This window comes from Akkermansiaceae bacterium (genome assembly GCA_024233115.1).
Classification (GTDB): domain Bacteria; phylum Verrucomicrobiota; class Verrucomicrobiia; order Verrucomicrobiales; family Akkermansiaceae; genus Oceaniferula.
Map to the genome: position 1 here is coordinate 730,820 of JACKQB010000002.1, position 17,364 is coordinate 748,183.

At 55.2% G+C, this 17,364-nt stretch carries 10 protein-coding genes; 2 read left to right on the plus strand and 8 right to left on the minus strand.

What is annotated here, in order from left to right; all coding sequences use genetic code 11:
• Window positions 1-33: 33 nt before the first annotated feature.
• From H7A51_07320 to H7A51_07340, 5 genes are all read right to left on the minus strand, one after another.
• On the minus strand, window positions 34-2,295 hold the full coding sequence (locus tag H7A51_07320; protein MCP5536032.1) for a hypothetical protein: 2,262 nt from the start codon (window positions 2,293-2,295) through the stop codon (window positions 34-36).
• Entirely contained in the window at window positions 2,295-3,920 is a 1,626-nt protein-coding gene (locus H7A51_07325; GenBank protein MCP5536033.1) for an ABC transporter permease subunit, read from the minus strand. Before H7A51_07325 ends, H7A51_07320 begins: the two co-directional genes overlap by 1 nt.
• 17 nt (window positions 3,921-3,937) lie before the next feature.
• Entirely contained in the window at window positions 3,938-5,281 is a 1,344-nt protein-coding gene (locus H7A51_07330; protein ID MCP5536034.1) for an ABC transporter permease, read from the minus strand.
• A gap of 133 nt (window positions 5,282-5,414) precedes the next feature.
• Complete coding sequence (locus H7A51_07335; protein MCP5536035.1) at window positions 5,415-8,042, minus strand: MFS transporter; 2,628 nt, start codon at window positions 8,040-8,042, stop codon at window positions 5,415-5,417.
• Window positions 8,043-8,180: 138 nt separating this feature from the next.
• Entirely contained in the window at window positions 8,181-9,815 is a 1,635-nt protein-coding gene (locus H7A51_07340) for an MFS transporter (GenBank protein ID MCP5536036.1), read from the minus strand.
• 305 nt (window positions 9,816-10,120) lie between these two features.
• Between H7A51_07340 and H7A51_07345 the strand changes: the two genes are divergently transcribed.
• Window positions 10,121-11,419 (plus strand): NCS2 family permease, encoded by a 1,299-nt coding sequence (locus tag H7A51_07345; protein MCP5536037.1) that lies wholly within the window; start codon window positions 10,121-10,123, stop codon window positions 11,417-11,419.
• Window positions 11,420-11,457: 38 nt separating this feature from the next.
• On the opposite strand, the gene recR is transcribed toward H7A51_07345, so the two are convergent.
• The 3 genes from recR to H7A51_07360 form a co-directional block, all read right to left on the minus strand.
• Complete coding sequence (recR, locus tag H7A51_07350) at window positions 11,458-12,066, minus strand: recombination protein RecR (GenBank protein MCP5536038.1); 609 nt, start codon at window positions 12,064-12,066, stop codon at window positions 11,458-11,460.
• Window positions 12,067-12,678 (minus strand): YIP1 family protein, encoded by a 612-nt coding sequence (locus H7A51_07355; GenBank protein MCP5536039.1) that lies wholly within the window; start codon window positions 12,676-12,678, stop codon window positions 12,067-12,069.
• 92 nt (window positions 12,679-12,770) lie between these two features.
• The gene (locus tag H7A51_07360) at window positions 12,771-14,444 is read right to left on the minus strand and encodes an AAA family ATPase (GenBank protein MCP5536040.1); all 1,674 of its coding nucleotides are present in this window, start codon (window positions 14,442-14,444) and stop codon (window positions 12,771-12,773) included.
• Window positions 14,445-14,649: 205 nt separating this feature from the next.
• Here H7A51_07360 and H7A51_07365 point away from each other — a divergent pair, with 205 nt between their 5' ends.
• On the plus strand, window positions 14,650-17,289 hold the full coding sequence (locus tag H7A51_07365; GenBank protein MCP5536041.1) for a protein kinase: 2,640 nt from the start codon (window positions 14,650-14,652) through the stop codon (window positions 17,287-17,289).
• Window positions 17,290-17,364 lie beyond the last annotated feature (75 nt).

The following is a 17,364-nucleotide window of genomic DNA, read 5'->3' on the forward strand; positions in this document are numbered from 1 at the left end:
AAGGCGGTGATCAGGTCTTTGACTTCAAGAAGATTATCGCTCACTAGGATCTCCTTCCTCTTCAGTTGTGTTAGGGTATCTGGTCGGCACCTCGCTGTTCTCACCCGGATCGGGCTTGGGGATCTCGATACCCGGCTTCTCCGGTTCTGTTGTCCTTGAATCCGGGGGGGCCGGCTTTTCCGGGCTAACAGGCTGGACCGGTTCGACACCGTCCTTGAAGACATCGATCACTTTTTGCACCTCGGGGAATTTGTGGCCACTACGCATCGCCTTGAGGGTTTCCTCTTTCATATCCTCATCGATCCACAACACATGGCTCTCCAGGGGTTCGTAAATGACGGGCACGTTAAAGGGCGTGTCCTTGGTATCCGGCCACCGAAGCCAACGCCACGAGCCGATCCTGACATAATCGGTCATCCAAGCCGGTGAGAAAAGCGCTTCATCGTGCACAATTTGTTGTATCTCCCAACTGTATTCCCTCACCTTCTCTGTGGTGCGGGCATTACGCAATCCGGTAACGAGCTTGTCCATTTTCGGGTCGGCATAGCTATTGATATTGTTGGTTTGCTGCTTGGGCTTACCTTCAGCATCGACTGCATTACTCGAGTGGAAAAACTGATAGTAACGAGGAAACGGAGGCGTTGCCCCCCACCCCCATATGACCATGTCGTGTTCCTTTTTCATCACCGTCTTGTAGAAGACGGTTGATTCCTGTCCATCAGCCCTGAGTTCCATACCGGCTTTCTTGGCCTCCTCTTTGAGAATCGCCACGACCATCGGGTAGTAGGCTGTCCGCGGGTAGCTGATATTGATGGCCAGGGGAGTGCCGGAGGGTTTGCGCAATATCCCATCGGGCCCTTCCTCGGTGTAACCAGCCTTGGCAAAAAACTCACGGGCGGTGGCAGGCGAGAAATCACGCGCTTTCACATGTGGATTGGTGTATTCCCCAAACCCTTGGCTGAGTTGCTGGAGGCGGGAAAAGTCGCCACGGAAAATGACATCGATGACCTTCTGCCAGTTCAGGGCGTGAGCAATTCCACGGCGTGTGTTGACGTCCTCAAGCATGGGGCGCATGACATTGAGATAAGCGCCGCGGGGCACACGTGGATACTGGGTATAGAATTTGTAGCGCTCGATGTAGCCGTTGTACACCGGTTTGATCTCCGTCTTCTCATACCAGAGGTCGGGGCGGGTCAGATAATAAGCATCGAGCTGCCCCGCCCTGAAAAGTTCAAAGGCTTTTGAGTCGTCCCGGATGGTGGTGTAGACTATCTTGTCGGGATTAAAACGGTAACGGTAGTATTTCTTTTTCTGGGCCCACCAGTCCTTGTCTCTTGTGAGGGTAATCGAAACACCTTTTTTAATATCATTGTCCTTCACATAATAGGCCGCGGTTGTCGGCGCAACCTTCCACTGGTAGTAATCGACATAATCCGCCGCATAATCTTTATAGAAATGCGATGCAGCCGGGGTCAATGCGGCGAAATAAGGCATCAATGGCTGTGACTCAGGCAGGGTCACCGAGACATACTTGTTTCCGTAGGTCGCCACTTGCGCAATCTGCGCCCTGAAGTATTGTTTCATGTAGGGGTCGGAAACATTGTCTGAAACCCTGATGTAGACGAAAGTATGAAAATCGCGGGCGGTCACGGCAACGCCGTCATTGTATTTTGCGTCCGGGTCCAACTCATAATACACCGTCTCCCCCCCTTTGCTCACAGCCCATCTGCGCGCCACACCAGGGATGATCTTATTGGTCAGCGGGTGCATGCCTACCAAGCCTATTTCAAGTTCATCGTAAATCCTACCGCGAAAGCTGTTGTTTGCCTCTTTGCCGAACGGGCGCACCGTCGGTGGAAAATCCAGCATGTAGAAATTCAAGATCCCGCCTTTGATAGCTCTGGGATCCCCGATTTCCGGTTCATTCGCACCATCCTCCCAAACCAGGTCCTTTGGAATGTCCGACTCTTCTTTTTTAGCGAAGTAATCGCCCAGGGATTCGCGAAACTCGATCCGCTCGATAGCCCGTTCATTTTCCTCGATGGTGTCCTGTAGAGCTGTCTTTTTTTTCCCGGACGCCGACACCAGCTGCTCCCGGGCTTTTTCGATGATCTTCTTGTGGTTTGCCTTTTCCTCAGCCAGCCAGCCCTTGATATAATTATTGTACTTGGGAATAAACGCATCGAGACCCAGGCTGCGCTCGAACTGCTCTTCCTTTTCCTCACAACCTGAGAGCCCGAAGGCAATCACACCTGCGATCAAACTGCTGGAGATTAATTTGAGATGCCGGTTCATTACTTGTAGAAGGTGAATTTTTTAGGATCAAAGGCTTCCCTGACCGCTTCACCGATGAAGGTGACGAGGATCAGCAGGGAAACCAGGCAGAGGAATGCTGAACTAACCAGCCATGGTGCAGACAGGTTTCCGAGCCCATCCTTCAGCAGGGTTCCCCAGGTGGCGTATTTCGGTGGCAGTCCGAATCCAAGGTAGTCAAGCGAGGTCAATCCCATGATCAGTCCGGACACCGAAAACGGCACGAGGGTCACCAGGATGGCCACCGCATTCGGGAGAATGTGTTTAAAAATGATCCGCGGGGTGCTACAGCCAATCACCCGACTGGCGGCCACGTAGTCGCGCGCCTTTTCCTTCAGTGCTGCCGTTCTCATCAGGTAGGTCATGCCCATCCATCCGAAGACAATCAAAATCAATAGGATGACACCAAGCCCCGACTTCTCCTTGATCGTGATCGGCACCGAAGAACTGACGATGATGATCACAAACAAGAAAGGAATGTTAGAGAAAATTTCAATGAGGCGCTGTACGACGAGATCAAACACTCCACCGAAGAATCCCATCAGCAAACCAATGGAAATACCAATCGAATAGATCGCTGGAATGTAGAACATGGCCGCCTTGAAGTTCACCTGCAAACCTCCAAAGAGATAGGCCAGCACATCGTACCCCTGCGGTGTTGTGCCCAAAATATGTTTCATGCCAAAACTCGGAGGTGATGGCGCGTAGTAGATCACACTGAGCGGGGTGCTGTCTCGAAGGAGGAATTGTTCCTTGCTGCCTTCGCCTTGCCAATTTTCTGAAACCAGCACTCCCTGGCTGTACTGTGCGCCGTAAACCCTCACCCGGCCTTCATCCCAACCGTCGGCGGCACCTTCGCGAAGACCATCACGGTAGCGGTAGCGGAGATGCATCCTGCCGGGGTCGTTGACATCGTAAACTTTCGCAGCGAGACCTGAAAACGGTTCGGTGGAATTCGGATGGTAAAGCAAATCGTCGTCACGCAACTCCAGCTCGGTGGTGGGCACCGTCACCGTATCCTGTGTCGGGGCATACGGCACTAGCGGCATGAGGATCCAGTTGTCGGAATTCTCTTCCTCGAAGGATTTCTTGAGTAACCGGTAATCAGGTTGCGACTCGGCAGCATCGCCTTTCAGCCCAAAGTTCTTGCCTTTGAACATGATGTGGTCTCCCGCGTCCGTTGTTTGGTAGTATCGTTGCAGAGCCGGAGAATAATACTTCCCCTCGTATTTCATCAACAGTGGCTCGTTGCCGACGATCAGGTGGTCGAGTGATGCGATGAACGCGAGTATGCCAACGATGATAAAGGCGCGGTAACCACGCTTGATCGACCTGAAACGATCAATCCGCCTCTGCGTGATCGGTGTGAACTGAAAGTCCTTGGGAAACCTCACCAATAGAAAAACACCGCTGACTATCAAAAGCACCACGCAGAGCCAACCGAACCAAAGAAACGGATGGTCATCGTTTCCAATGTGCAGCCAACCCATCTCCCGACTGACGTCGAACGGCCAGCGCAGTGTCGGCAATTTTAACAACAACACCTCACCCAAGGCGGAAATGATCCCCGCCAACACGTGCAGCCATCCAATTTTACGAAATAACATCCTGTTTTTAAATAACTCTAGTGAAACTTGATACGTGGATCGATCATCGCGACGATGATGTCCGAGAGGATATTGCCAATAAGCATCAGGAAAGCCGCAATGGACAGCGTCCCCATGATCACCGAGTTATCGCGGTCCATAATCGCCTGGAACTGGAGCAAGCCAAATCCCTGGATATCGAACACGGTTTCAACCAGCATACTTCCGCCAACAAACATCGTGATCAACCCCCCGAGACTGGTGGCGATCGGGATGAACGAGTTACGGAATGCATGCCTGAAAACCGCCCATCGGAAACTGACCCCCTTGGAAACCGCGGTCCGGACGTAATCGGCTGCCAAGTTGTCCATCAGGTTGTTTTTCATCATCATCGTTGTATAGGCGAAGCCACCGACGATATAACATAATAGTGGCAGCACGGTGTGGTGGGCCAGGTCCTTGACCTGCCCCCAGAGGCTGAGCTCCTCCGCACCGGGACTGGTCAGCCCGAACAGCGGGAACCACCCCATACGCGCGCCCAGGTAGACGAGCAGCAGGGCGCCCAACGCAAACCCGGGGATGGAGTAGCCGACGAATACCAGCACAGAACTCACGTTATCAATAAAGGTCCGGTGCTTGATCGCCTTCACGATGCCCAGCGGAATGCAGACGGAATAGATAATAATCGTCGAAAGCAAGCCAAAGTAAACCGCGATGGGAATGCGTTCGAGAATCATGTCGGACACCTTGTCCTGATAGGTCGACGACCGTCCAAGGTCACCTTGCAGCAGACCGGAGAAACGCTTTTTGTAAACTACCGCCCGGTAGGGCTTCGGTGGAGCCTCCTCGATTGGTTTGTCATTTCTGCGGACCCAGCGTTCGGCCCGGTCCTCGGGGCTATCGATACGGACACTCCACCCCGACTCGGTTACCTTCTCCCCATTGTTGACGAAGGTCGCCTCTTCGGGGGAGTTTTTATTCACCAGCACCCTGCGCCCACTGCCCTTGATCACCACCAGGGTTTCGTTTTTTGGATCTTTGACCAGCTTCGTACCAATGACATCCTCCTCTTGCTCACGGATTTCAGATTTACTGATGCTGCGCTCACGTGGCCAAAAACCAAGCCATTGCAGGTAGGCCACGGGGATCGGTTTGTCGTACCCGTATTCCTCCTCCAATATTTCCAGGTCCTCGTCGCTAAGGCCACCGCTGCTTTGGTTGTCCGCTGACGACTTGGTGTTCTCGTCACTCTGGGTAGCCCGCTGCATGGCCCGCTCCATCGGACTTCCCGGCATGAAACGCGTCAAGGTGAACACGATAATAGTCACTCCCAGCAAGGTGATGGGAACGAGCAAAAATCTTCGGATAAAATAAGCCTTCATGGAAAGAATATCAGCTACGCAAGTACTCAGGCATCACCCAGCTGGCATGAGTTTTCTATGCCACGGACCAAGCATAGGCAAGCTCCTCCTTAACAAATCGGCACCACTGCGGGATTCGTTTAAAAATCTCCGTTTATTCTCCACGGGCTGTCGCTGCGGCTTCTTCATCGGCCACAAGCTTGGCGGCCTCTTCAGCCCGGACTTCGGCGATATGGTACATTTTCCTAAAGGCCAGCATGCCCAGCGGGGTGAGTGCGGCAGTGCCACCAACCCACCACCATATCATCTGGTGGTCCGGGTAGTAACCGTAGATACCATCCACCCCGAATTCCGGAGCGTAATTGGTCAACAGCATACCGGCCATCGGACCCACAATGAACTTGGATGCAAAGTACGGAAGGTAGGCCAATGATATATATGAGCCTTCGCGACCTGGAGGCGCGATCTCCGCGGTGAACTGCATCAAGCGTGGCGACCAAATGGCCTCTCCTATGGAAAAGACAAATACAAAGATCACCATCGACATGTAATACGGGTCCTTGTTTCCAACCGGCACCTCAAGCCAACGATCATAAACCATGACCCCTAACCAACTATCCGTAAGCCAGGCAAACACGTCCGGCGGAACCATCACGATACCGACTGAGGCCACGGAAATAATCGTTCCTATCAACAGTAACCAGTAGGAACGCACTTTGCGCGTGAGATAGGCAATCACCGGCACCAAAAAGACAATCAGCAGCGGGTTGAGCACCCCAAAGACATTCCCCACCAACGACCCCTGCCCGAAGTATCGGATTCCGTAACTCGGCCAGGTAATATGGAAATGGAAAAAGGTAAGGCGGGCAAAGACCGTGATTCCTATGAGCAAAATAAACACCCAGAAGGCACGCTGCACGAAATTCTCTCCAAATATTTTCACCGACCCCACAGCCCCGGCCTTGATCGATGCCATGCTGCGCGCCATTAACGAGCTGGCACCGCCGGCATCGGCAGCCGCCTTGTCGCGGACTTTTTCTTCGGGAAACCTGATGCCCTTTTCCGTCATTTCCACACCATCACGCATCCACAGGATAGCCAGTAAATCGGGCAGGTTAATAAAGAACCCCAGGCCAAACAGCACCTGCCATGTCGACAAGGTGTCACCGAGGAATTCGACACTTCCTCTCTCACCCATATTGATACGGACGACATCAAAAATCTTCGCGCCAATGGCCCAGCCGACGTTCATCAGGGTGTAGAAAAGACCAAATCCAAGTGCGGCGCCCTCGATGGTGGTAAAACGCTTGATACCCACCGAAAGCACCGGCCCGGTGATGGCGACACCGATCCCCAGGGGAATAAAACCGAGAATGGACACCCACCAGATATCATTGGTGAACGGCATGACGGCCCTGCTGATCAGAAGAAGCACGCTGCCTATCAGCAGGGTTTTCTTCACGCCGATGGTGTCACATATCGCGCCGACGACCATTGTGACGGCGGTGACAACCGTCGACCAGGTACTGTAATACGTGCCTGCACCTATGTCGCCAAGCCCTACGTCCTCACGCAGGTAGAACATAAACGTAAGCTGTGCCGCACCGTAGGCGCTGTATTCAGTGAGTTTGGTGAAAAACAGGATATACAACTCCCGTGGCGATCCCCACAGGCCTTTGACATAGGAAACTATAATGTAAACAAACCCCAGCACCAATGCCAGGGCGATCACGGCCACCACCATGTCCAGGGTGTCGCCACGCCCTCCCAGGACCCGGCCCAGAAACGAATCCGTGGTCTGGAAATCAAGGATCTCAAGCCCTTCTCCGGTTTCTAACAATGCCACATAAAACGGTGTTTCTTCCCCGTCCGCCCCAACAAGCATGCCGTTCTGCTTATAGCCTCCCTCGATGTCGGTTGCCTCGCCCCATTTGATCGACTGCTCTTTAAGAAACCCGGCTTTCTCCATCGCGGCATGTACTTCATCAGCACTGCGCTCAGCCTTCATCAATGCACTCCCGGATTCCCACGCCTGCTCGATCTGCCCCGACTTCATCCGGGCAATAAATGTTTCCACCATCTGTATCCCACCAAGTTCACGCACGGTGGGGCGTGCCAACTCACTGATAAACACCTCGTCGCCTACTTGATTCAAGTGCACTTTTACCGCTCTACTGCGAGGCTGCCAATCGGATACGTCCGGGTTCCGCTTGTCATCCACGGTGATAATCCCCCAGAGCACCGCATCGGGCATGGCATTTTTTGCACTTGCCCCCGCATCGTCGGAAGCGGCTGCCTGGTCGGCCACGGGTTTGATCCAGCGGATCGATTTCACAGGCACAAATCCGCGCATCCGCAAATCGTGGATATACTGTCCGGCCGCCTTGGGGTCCGTCAGTTGATCACGCAAACTCTCTTTGCCCGAACCCTTCTCCTGGTCGGCCAGTCCGAGAACATCCCCTGGAAGCTCCGTATCCATGGCAATCGCGGTACTTGAAATATGACCGCTCAACCCCTTCAGATAGGCCTCAGCCTTGCTTTGTAGAACCGCTTCAGGAATGCTGCTGGCCGACGCATCCCCTGCCGGCACGGCTGCGACCGACGGCGCTTGCCCATCGTTTTCCACCGCTTCACGGGAAGGAGCCGCAGCCTCGTCTCCCGCCGATCCCGTTTCCTGGCTTTTGGTCTGACTAACAGCAAACAATGCTCCAATTATCAGGAGCATGGTCAGCGTGTATCGAAATCGGCGGGTGCGCAGGATGATGTTGACGAGTCGTTTCATGGTAGGTGGGAACTGACATTTTCAGCTCTAGCTTGCGCAGAAACTAGGGATCGCCCTCTACTCCGTCAATTTCAATACTTGCTCATTTCCGCGCTCACCGGCCAGCCATTCCCAGGCCAAGGCCGAGCTGTCACCCGCCTAATTATCCCGGCCCTCCTCCTTCACCCGGATGTAGCGCTTGAAGACAACAAGGCTGATCGGGGCTACCAGGATGAGGATACCGATGATCAGCCACATGGTGGCAGGATCGCGGGGGCCATCCTCGGGACAGTACTTGGCGAGCAGTCCGCCAAAGGCTGCGCCCGTGACGAGTTTTCCGATCAGAAGAGGCACGTACGAAAGCGATGAGTAGGTGGCCTCCTGCCCCTTGGGCGCGATGGATGCGGCATACTCGTAGACGCGGGGCGAGTAAAAGGCCTCGCCGATGGAAAACACCACCTGCCAGAAGAAGATCATGATGTAGTAGGGATGCACCGCGCCGGTGATCTCGAGGTAGCCGTGGCCGATGGCCTCGCCGAGCCAACCGTCGGCCGCGCCCTGGAATGCGGAGGTCGGCATGGCCATGAAGACGAAGGAGAGCGCCGTGATGAAGCCCCCGAGGATCACCATCGAGTAGGATGCGTAATTGCGGGTCATCATACCGACTGCCGGAGCGAGGATGAGGATGAGGATGCCGTTGACGGCGTTGAGCCTGCCGACTTTTGCACCTTCGCCGATCTCGCGGTCGGTGAACGGCGGCAGGACGTAGTCCATGGCATTGAAAACGACCTTCAGCAGGCCAATGATCAGGAGAAAGCAAATCAATCGGTAAAAGCCGTCGGAGGTAACCAGGCTGGTGAGGGTTGCCCAAGTGTCCCTGGCTCCGTCCCGCACGGTGAGCCCTATTTTTTCAACGAATCCGGCGTTGGGATACTCGTGTTTTTCGGGAACCTCCACCAGTCCGTCCGCGGTCATTTCCACGTTGGGGCGCAGTAGCAGGATGAGCGGGAACATCAGCAGATCCACGCCGAGACTAACAAACAGGAGGACGCGGAAGGGGCTGAGCCCGCCATCGATGAATGGCACGACCAGCGGCCCCTGGTCGAGCATGGCACCGCGCACTCCATCGAAGACAAAGTAGCCGAACATGAAGCCGAAGTTCATGATGGCGTAGAATAATGAGAAGGCGACGGAGCGCTGTTGCGGGGTTGCGTATTTGCGTAACGCGGCCACCAGTACGGGGGTGCAGAAGGCCTCGCCGACCGCCAAAGGAAAGAGGCCGAAGCCCAGGGCAAGGAGCTTGTTGGTGGTGAGCACCATGGCAAACCGCGTCACGACACAGAGTGTCACACCGATGATAAGCGTTCTCCGCAGCCCCAGGGCATCGGTGATACTGCCGACCACCAGGGTGGTGATCGTCATAAAGAACCCCCATGCGACAATGACGCTGAGAGCACTTGGCTCGGTGAATCCCAGGTCGTTGACCAACCATAGGACGAGGGTGACATTGAGGATCTTGTATGCCGTGACACTGAGGAATTTCAACCCGAAGGTGAAACCCATTTCGCGGGGTGAGCCGGCGAGTTTCACCATGGCGAAGGATCCGACACCAAAGATGCAGGCACCGATGATGCTGCCGGGCACCCAGCCAATACCTAGTTTCGCCGCGGACGCCCAGCTCACCCCGACGCTGATGAGAAGAAGCAGGAGGAATTTGAAAAATGCGATTCCGGGCTTCGCTGGAGGCGCGGCATTCAGCGGTGCTTGCTCTTTATCTGTTGTCGGGTCGGTCATAGGTTCTGTTTCCAGTCGGGACTGCAGGGAATATAGCGGTCAGTGACCGAGTTCATGGAACGAGCATGCCCCAGCGGTGCCTCGACGGCAAGCCTCAACACTCCACAAAAGCCCCGCCTCAGGCCGTAACCACAGGCTTTGCCTCCTTATTGATCGCCTCCGATTTTTCATGGTAGGCTTGATGCTTCGCGCGATAGGCGGATGCGGGCTGCAAACCCGCGCTACTCATGAAGAGCGATTTCTTGCCGGGGCCGCTTATTGGGGTTGGAATTGGCTGTCATACCTTGCTAAATCATCCTCACGCCATGATCGCAGATTATTTCAAACTCAGGGAAAACGGGACGAGCTTACGGGTCGAGACGGTCGGGGGCATCACCACGTTTCTGACCATGGCTTACATCCTGTTAGTCAACCCGATGATCCTGAGTGAGGCGGGAATGGACCGGGGGGCGGTGATCACGGCGACCTGTCTGGCGGCGTTTTTTGGCACGGTGTTAGTGGGGCTGTGGGCGAATGCACCATTTGCGATGGCACCTGGAATGGGGCTGAATGCGTTTTTCACCTACACCCTGGTGATGGGTCAGGGGGTGAGCTGGCAAACAGCCCTGGGCGTGGTCTTTGTTTCGGGCGTGGCGTTCTTTTTACTCACCATCATCGGCATACGGGAAAAGGTGGTGAATGCGATCCCCCTGAGTCTGCGCATCGCGGCGGCGGCTGGGATCGGACTGTTTATTTCATTTATCGGGATGAAAAACCTTGGGTTGATTGTGGACAATCCCGCCACCCTGGTAGCGATCGGACCACTGACCACGTCGGTTCTCATCGGGCTTGGGGCTCTGGTGCTGATCGCCATCCTGGAAATCCGTAAGATCAAGGGCTCGATTTTGATAGGTATCGCGTTTGCCACGGCCCTCGGTGTGATTTCCGGCGAAACCAGGATGCCGGAAGGTGTGGCATCACTCCCACCCTCACTGGTCCCTGTGGCATTTCAGCTGGATATCATGGGAGCCCTGCAATGGGGCCTTGTCGGTGCCGTGTTCTCCTTTATGTTTGTCGATTTGTTCGACTCGATAGGCACCATCGTCGCCTGTTCGTATGAGGCGGGGCATGTGGAGGAAGACGGCAGCATCCGCAAAATCGATAAAATCCTGGAAGCTGACGCCGTGGCAACCGTGGTGGGATCGATGTTGGGAACCAGCACCACGACAACCTACATCGAGTCGGCATCAGGCATCGCCGATGGCGCCCGCACGGGCCTGGCCTCGATGGTGACGGGTTTCCTGTTTCTGTTAGCCTTGTTTCTTTCTCCCCTGATCGGGGCGGTACCCGCCTTTGCGACTGCACCCGCCCTCATCATGGTGGGGGTGTTTATGTTCCGCAACATCAGGGAAATTGATTTCACCGAACTACAAACAGCGGTTCCGGCCTTTCTCACCATGCTTTTGATGCCGCTGACTTTCAGTATCGCCATGGGGCTAACCGTCGGTTTTATTTCCTACATCGCCATTGCGGTATTCAGTGGGGACCTTAAAAAAATCTCACCCGTCATGTGGGTTGTCGGGATACTCTCAGCGGTCAATCTTGTTGTATCGGTGGGCAGCTAAGCGATGGCACGTGGCCCTGCCGCCCTGTCGCCCAACCCTTATTCAACCACCCGCCTCCCCTGCATGGCGCGCATCAGGGTGAGTTCATCGGCGTGGTCGAGGCTACCGCCGGCGGAGATCCCCTGGGCAATGCGGGAGACCGAGCAATCTCGACGGCTAAGGACTTCAACGAGGTAGTTAGAGGTGGCTTCCCCTTCGACATCGGCACCGAGCGCAAGGATCACCTCCATACCCGGATTGGCATCGACCCGTCGGATCAAAGGTGTGATCCGGAGATCGTCGGGAGTGACGTTATCGAGAGGCGACAGTTTACCGCCAAGGCAGTGGTAGTATCCTTTGAAGGCACCGGAGCGCTCCATGGGCAGAACATCGGTGGCTTGTTCGACCACGCAGAGTTCGTGAGCATCGCGATGGTGGTCGTCACAGACGGGACAGCCGTCTGCGGTGGCGAAAAATCCGCAGACGTCACAGGAGGTTATCTGCTCCTTGGCCTGTTCGATCGATGCCGCCAGTTCGTGGCAATTGGATTTGGGGTGCTGCAACAGCCAGACAGCCACCCGCTCGGCGCTGCGGGGGCCAATGCCTGGCAGCTTTTTTAATTCTGCAATCAGTTCAACAACAGGTTGTGGGTAATCCGCTCTAGCCATCTATTTGTTTTTCCCGTTCCGTTTTTTGTGTTTTGTCCGTTGCGCAGCCTTCGGTTTTTTCGTCACTTTCGGTTTATACTTCGCATCGGGGTCAACATCCTGTTCTTCCTCATCCTGTTTCACCTCAACCTTTTCCTCAACAGGCTGCGAAGCAGCACGAACCTTGGTATTTGGAGTTTGAAACTTAAAACTTGAAACCTCACACGGCATGACATGGTGATTGACATACATCATCGTGCAGAACCAGGTCCAGAACAGGGCCACCGCCGGTAAAAACGGGGAAAAGTAAATCTTCCAGACCGCAAAGGTAGGCACCATCGCCAGGATAATCACGAGAGCCGTCACACCAAGGACGACCCGACGCCATGCCCCCACAGAATCGAGCACGGCAAAGGCAATACCAAAGCAAAACACCGCGGCTATCATCACCAGCACGGGCATCGATAAAACACCGGGGGTCACTCCGTGAAACACAGGTTCTAACAATGCATTTTCGAGCCGGGCATCCCCCTTTTTAAATAGTCCAAGCACTTGCATCGCGACAGCCAGAGCCAAGCCAACCCCCCCGTATAACAAGACGGGACCATCCACCCGCCCTACCGGGTGGGTCATTGTGCGGGCAGAGGAAGCGTGGTTCTGATTGTGGGATGTCATGGGTGCGCTGCAGAACGCTTACCAAAGGAGTCGGACGACAGGAAACGGAGTCAATCGACGTCCAGCTTCAGGTCTGTGCCAGAGTCGGATAGGGTCTCTTCCTTCTTGGGTGTTTTAGCGTTTGCTGCATCAGTATAAGACTGAACCACGGACTCACTCAAGAACTTGTCTGCATCTTTCACAGCCTCTGTCCCGAGTTCAAATTCACCCTGACCGGTGTTTTTCTGGATGAGTTTCAGGCCAAACTGGTAGTCTTTGAAACGCTGCTGGCAGATTTGCAGCACGCTACGGGCATACTCGGCGGCTTCTGCACCTATGGACGCCACCGCCTCATCGGTAAACTTGATACGGATCGCGTGTTTCTCATAGAACTCCCGGCAGTAGAGGTCGGCTTCCTCACGGGCTTTGGCAACGTCAACCCGTTTACCGAGTTCACGGTACTTCGCAAGAACCTCGTTGCGTTTATCGATGAGGTCGGCATCGATGGTCAACTCACTCACTGCGGTGCCCGGAAGCTCGAATTTAAAATCACGCAGTAGGCTCTCACACACCGTCATCAGGGCGCGGGCACCGGTATTCTCGCTTTCGGCACGTTCGGCAATTCTGTGTATCGCGGAATCATGGAATTTCGCCTGTATCCCATAGGCCGCAAACTCGCGCTCGTATTGCCGCAGCAGGCTGCCTTCCGAATTTTTCATGATATTGACAAAATCCTTGGCCTCCAACTTCTCACAGACAACCCTTACCGGAAGCCGACCAATGAATTCGGCTTCAAAACCAAAATCGATGAAATCCTGGGTATTGACCTGGCCGAACAGCTCTTCATCGAGCGGGTGTTCTGCCACATCGGCACCAAAGCCGATCTGGCCTGACCGGAGGCGTTTCCTGACGACCTTTTCGAGTCCGGAAAATGCGCCGCTGACAATAAACAGGATGTGGCGGGTATTGATGGTGTCTTTTCCAGCGTCGCGTCCACTCTGAAAATCCATCATCGCCATCATCTGGCTTTTCATATCGTTCGGGTTTCTAGCGGCCACCTCCGTTTCCTCCATCAGCTTGAGCAAGGTAGTCTGCACCCCCCGGCCACTGACATCGCGCCCCATGGTGTTCCCTCCCCCGCTGGCGAGCTTGTCCACTTCATCGATGTAGATGATGCCAAACTCGGCAAGGTCGATATCGCCATCCGCTTTCTGCACCAATTCCCTGACAAGATCATCAACATCGCCGCCAACGTACCCTGTTTCCGAAAACTTGGTGGCGTCCGCCTTGACAAACGGCACACCTATCATCTCGGCGATATGCTTCACCAGATACGTCTTCCCCACGCCTGTGGGGCCGACCACGATCACGTTCTGTTTTTGATACTCGATGCCGTCAGGGATTTTACCATGCTCCTGCTCCAGGCCGCGCATGTACTTGGCGTGGTTGTAGTGGTCACAAACGGCAATGGAGAGCGCCTTCTTCGCTTCGTCCTGCCGGATGACAAAGCGGTCGAGATGCGCCTTGATGTCGCGTGGTTTGTAGTTGAAATCAAAAATGGCATCGGCCTGATCCATTTCCATCGGCGCATCAAACGCGTCTTCCTCGTCGGGCACCTGGGGCTCGGGAGCAAATCCGGGAAACGGCATCGCGGAACTCATCCCCATCTTGCTGAACATGTCCTTGAGCATCTTCTGCAGCTCGTCCGCATCCGGAATATCGTTGTCTTTTTTGTCACTCATCACGCGACTATCCCCCAGCCCCCACCGGTGCGCAACAGAAACTTCTCCCTGCATGACAGGGGCGGGGAAAATGCGGATGGCGGGAAAACTTCGCGTATTTCACGCTTCTTCCTCTTTTTTGCCCGCCTTTGCCATCGATTGCTGAAATTCATCATTGCACCGAAGGTGATTTTGCCGAAACTAGCACCCGAATTCTTTTGAATTATTTATGAGCGAAGAGCGCTACGAAATAAGAGGCAAAATCGGACAAGGTGGTGTTGGAGCTGTTTACCAGGCTTTCGACACCCAGCTGAACCGCGAAGTTGCCATCAAGCGGGTGCTCGCCGAAGGTGGCTATGAAGACCAGGGCGAGGCCACCAAACACCTTCTCAAGGAAGCCACCGCTCTGTCCTCGGTCCAGCACCCCCATATTGTGACGGTCTACGATGCCGGCATCGACGCCGATGGCCCCTATGTTGTCATGGAGCTGATCCACGGACGGACGCTGGATGAAATGGTTGAACGTGGCACCCTGACCTGGAACGATCTGCGTGAAGTCGCCTTACAGACACAGGAGGCGCTCATTGCCGCCCAGGATCTTAACCTCGTCCACCGCGACCTGAAACCCAGCAACGTGATGGTCTGCTGGCTTCCTTCGGGTAAGTTCCAAGTCAAAATCGTCGACTTTGGACTGGCCAAATTCTCGGCCACGCCATCGCTGCAGACCATCGACCACGGCGACGCCGTTTTTGGTTCCATTTTCTTTATGGCCCCCGAGCAGTTTGAGCGGACACCGCTGGACAAGCGCACGGATATGTATGCCATGGGCTGCCTTTATTACTACGCGCTGACCGGCGAGTACCCGTTCACCGGGGATACCGCCGCCGAGGTGATGGCCAGTCACCTCCAGCACCACGTCAAACCTATCGGTGAACTCCGTCCGGATGTCCCCCAGTGGGGATGCGACTGGATCATGTGGCACATCGAGCGCCGGATGGATGACCGGCCCAAGGATGCCCGTGAATCACTCGAACGATTTCTCATACTTGATAAACAATCAACCCAACCCATAACCATGACCGCACCTGATCCCAAGACCCCTGACCCAACCCCAGCCAAACCCAAGTTCATTTTCCCGGGGGCTGATGGCTCCACAGGAGATGCCCAGCCACCAGTAACACCCGCAACGCCAGCAACACCAGCCCCCCCAGTAACACCCGTTGCCCAGCCCGCGCCACCGGTGCAACCAGCCCAACCCGTCGTGGCACCGGTGCAACCAACGGCACCCACCACACCGCAGCCGATCTCGCTTCAGGCAGCACAGCCCGCCCCCGCACCGGCAAAACCAGCAACAGCCCCGCAGCCGATTTCCCCGCCGGACGCCGATCTCAGCCCGCACACCAAATCACAGAATATCACGGAAAGTGCCCAACCTGCCACCCCGGCACAGCCTGCCGTGGCACAACCCGCAATCACTCCGCAACCCGCGGTGCCCGTCACACCGGTCCAGTTAACACCGGCCCAACCTACCCCGACTGTGGTCCAACCTACCCCGACGCCGGTTCAGCCGTCGGTGTCGGCCGCGGCTCCGGTGCAGCCAGCAGCCCCGGCAACCACCCCACCGGCTTCCCTAACAGGATCAGCACCCCAACCCGTGGTTGCAAGTCCGACCGTTGCGGAGAACCAACCACCCGCAAATGTAGTGCCGGTGACTGCGAGTGCCAAGAAAGGCATGCCTACGGGTGCCAAGTACGCTATCATTGGCATGCTGGCCCTTGTTATCGCTGTCGCCATCATTGTAGGTGTCGCCTTAAGTGGCGAACGCCGCGAAACCGCGCTGATCAACGAGGTCATGGTCAGGGCCAAGGCGCTCGACGATGAAGGCAAGCTCCATGAAGGTATTGAACTCACCGAGGAAGAACTCAAGGGAACACTCAACCGGGCCACCAGCATGGCGGACAACAGACAACGTCCCATCCTATTGAAAACCCTCGCCTACGCCACTGCCAAGGGAGGCTACGATGCCAACACCGTCATCATTGACCATGTCACCAAGGCCAAATGCCCGCAGAGTATTCGTAGCGAGATCTTTAAAACGGTGATGAGCCGCAGAAAAGACGTGGCCAACATTGCACCACTGCTGGAATTCGCCAAAAACACCACCGAGGAAACGGCGGCAGCCGAGGCGATCAACGCCGCGCGATATTCCGCCATCGGCAAGGAGGCTGACGTTTATATTGATGATTTCCTCTCACTGATCAATGACACAGACTCACACAGCATCCGCGGAGCCGCTGAACGTGCAGCCCAGGCCATTATTGCCGAGTCCGATAAAAAAGCCGACTTCGAACCCGCCATCTACGGCTCCTATCAATCGGCGGTCAATGACAACGCCAAGTTCACCATGCTGCGTCTCCTGGGATGCACGGGTGGCGAAAAGGCCCAGGAGGCCGTCTCCGAAGCCCTGAAGTCTGACAAGGCACCCTACCAGAGTGCCGCCATTGCCGCACTCTCCATTTGGGCGGACGACGGTCAGTTTGACAATCTCATTGAGTTTATTGATGAGTGCGAAAACGATAAAATCCGTAAAACGGCATTTGATGCGGCCTACTCATTCCTGCGCATCGAGCGCCAACGCGATTCTGAAGACCTGGGCGAACTCTGGAAGTCGTTAGCCGGAACCGCCAAAACCCAGGGGGAAAAACTTCAAATCATCCGCGGTATGGCCAACCAGAAACACGAGTGGGCCATCCCCGTACTCGAGTATTTTACCGAGGACAAGGACGACATGGTGATCGATAAGGCCGAACGCGCCAAAGAGCTGGTCGAACGCCGTATCCGCGAGAAAGAAGGATCAAGCGATGAGTAGCTAACGCACTCGCAAGACAGCTCCAGGCCATTCTCACAAGCCTCAGCGCAGCGATGTGTTGGGGCTTTGTTGAAG

Coding starts and splice junctions, on each gene's coding strand:
- H7A51_07335 (MCP5536035.1), bottom strand. CDS start 8,042: ATGAAACGACTCGTCAACATCATCCTGCGCACCCGCCGATTTCGATAC.
- H7A51_07365 (MCP5536041.1), top strand. CDS start 14,650: ATGAGCGAAGAGCGCTACGAAATAAGAGGCAAAATCGGACAAGGTGGT.
- H7A51_07355 (MCP5536039.1), bottom strand. CDS start 12,678: ATGACCCACCCGGTAGGGCGGGTGGATGGTCCCGTCTTGTTATACGGG.
- H7A51_07340 (MCP5536036.1), bottom strand. CDS start 9,815: ATGACCGACCCGACAACAGATAAAGAGCAAGCACCGCTGAATGCCGCG.
- recR (MCP5536038.1), bottom strand. CDS start 12,066: ATGGCTAGAGCGGATTACCCACAACCTGTTGTTGAACTGATTGCAGAA.
- H7A51_07330 (MCP5536034.1), bottom strand. CDS start 5,281: ATGAAGGCTTATTTTATCCGAAGATTTTTGCTCGTTCCCATCACCTTG.
- H7A51_07325 (MCP5536033.1), bottom strand. CDS start 3,920: ATGTTATTTCGTAAAATTGGATGGCTGCACGTGTTGGCGGGGATCATT.
- H7A51_07345 (MCP5536037.1), top strand. CDS start 10,121: ATGATCGCAGATTATTTCAAACTCAGGGAAAACGGGACGAGCTTACGG.
- H7A51_07320 (MCP5536032.1), bottom strand. CDS start 2,295: ATGAACCGGCATCTCAAATTAATCTCCAGCAGTTTGATCGCAGGTGTG.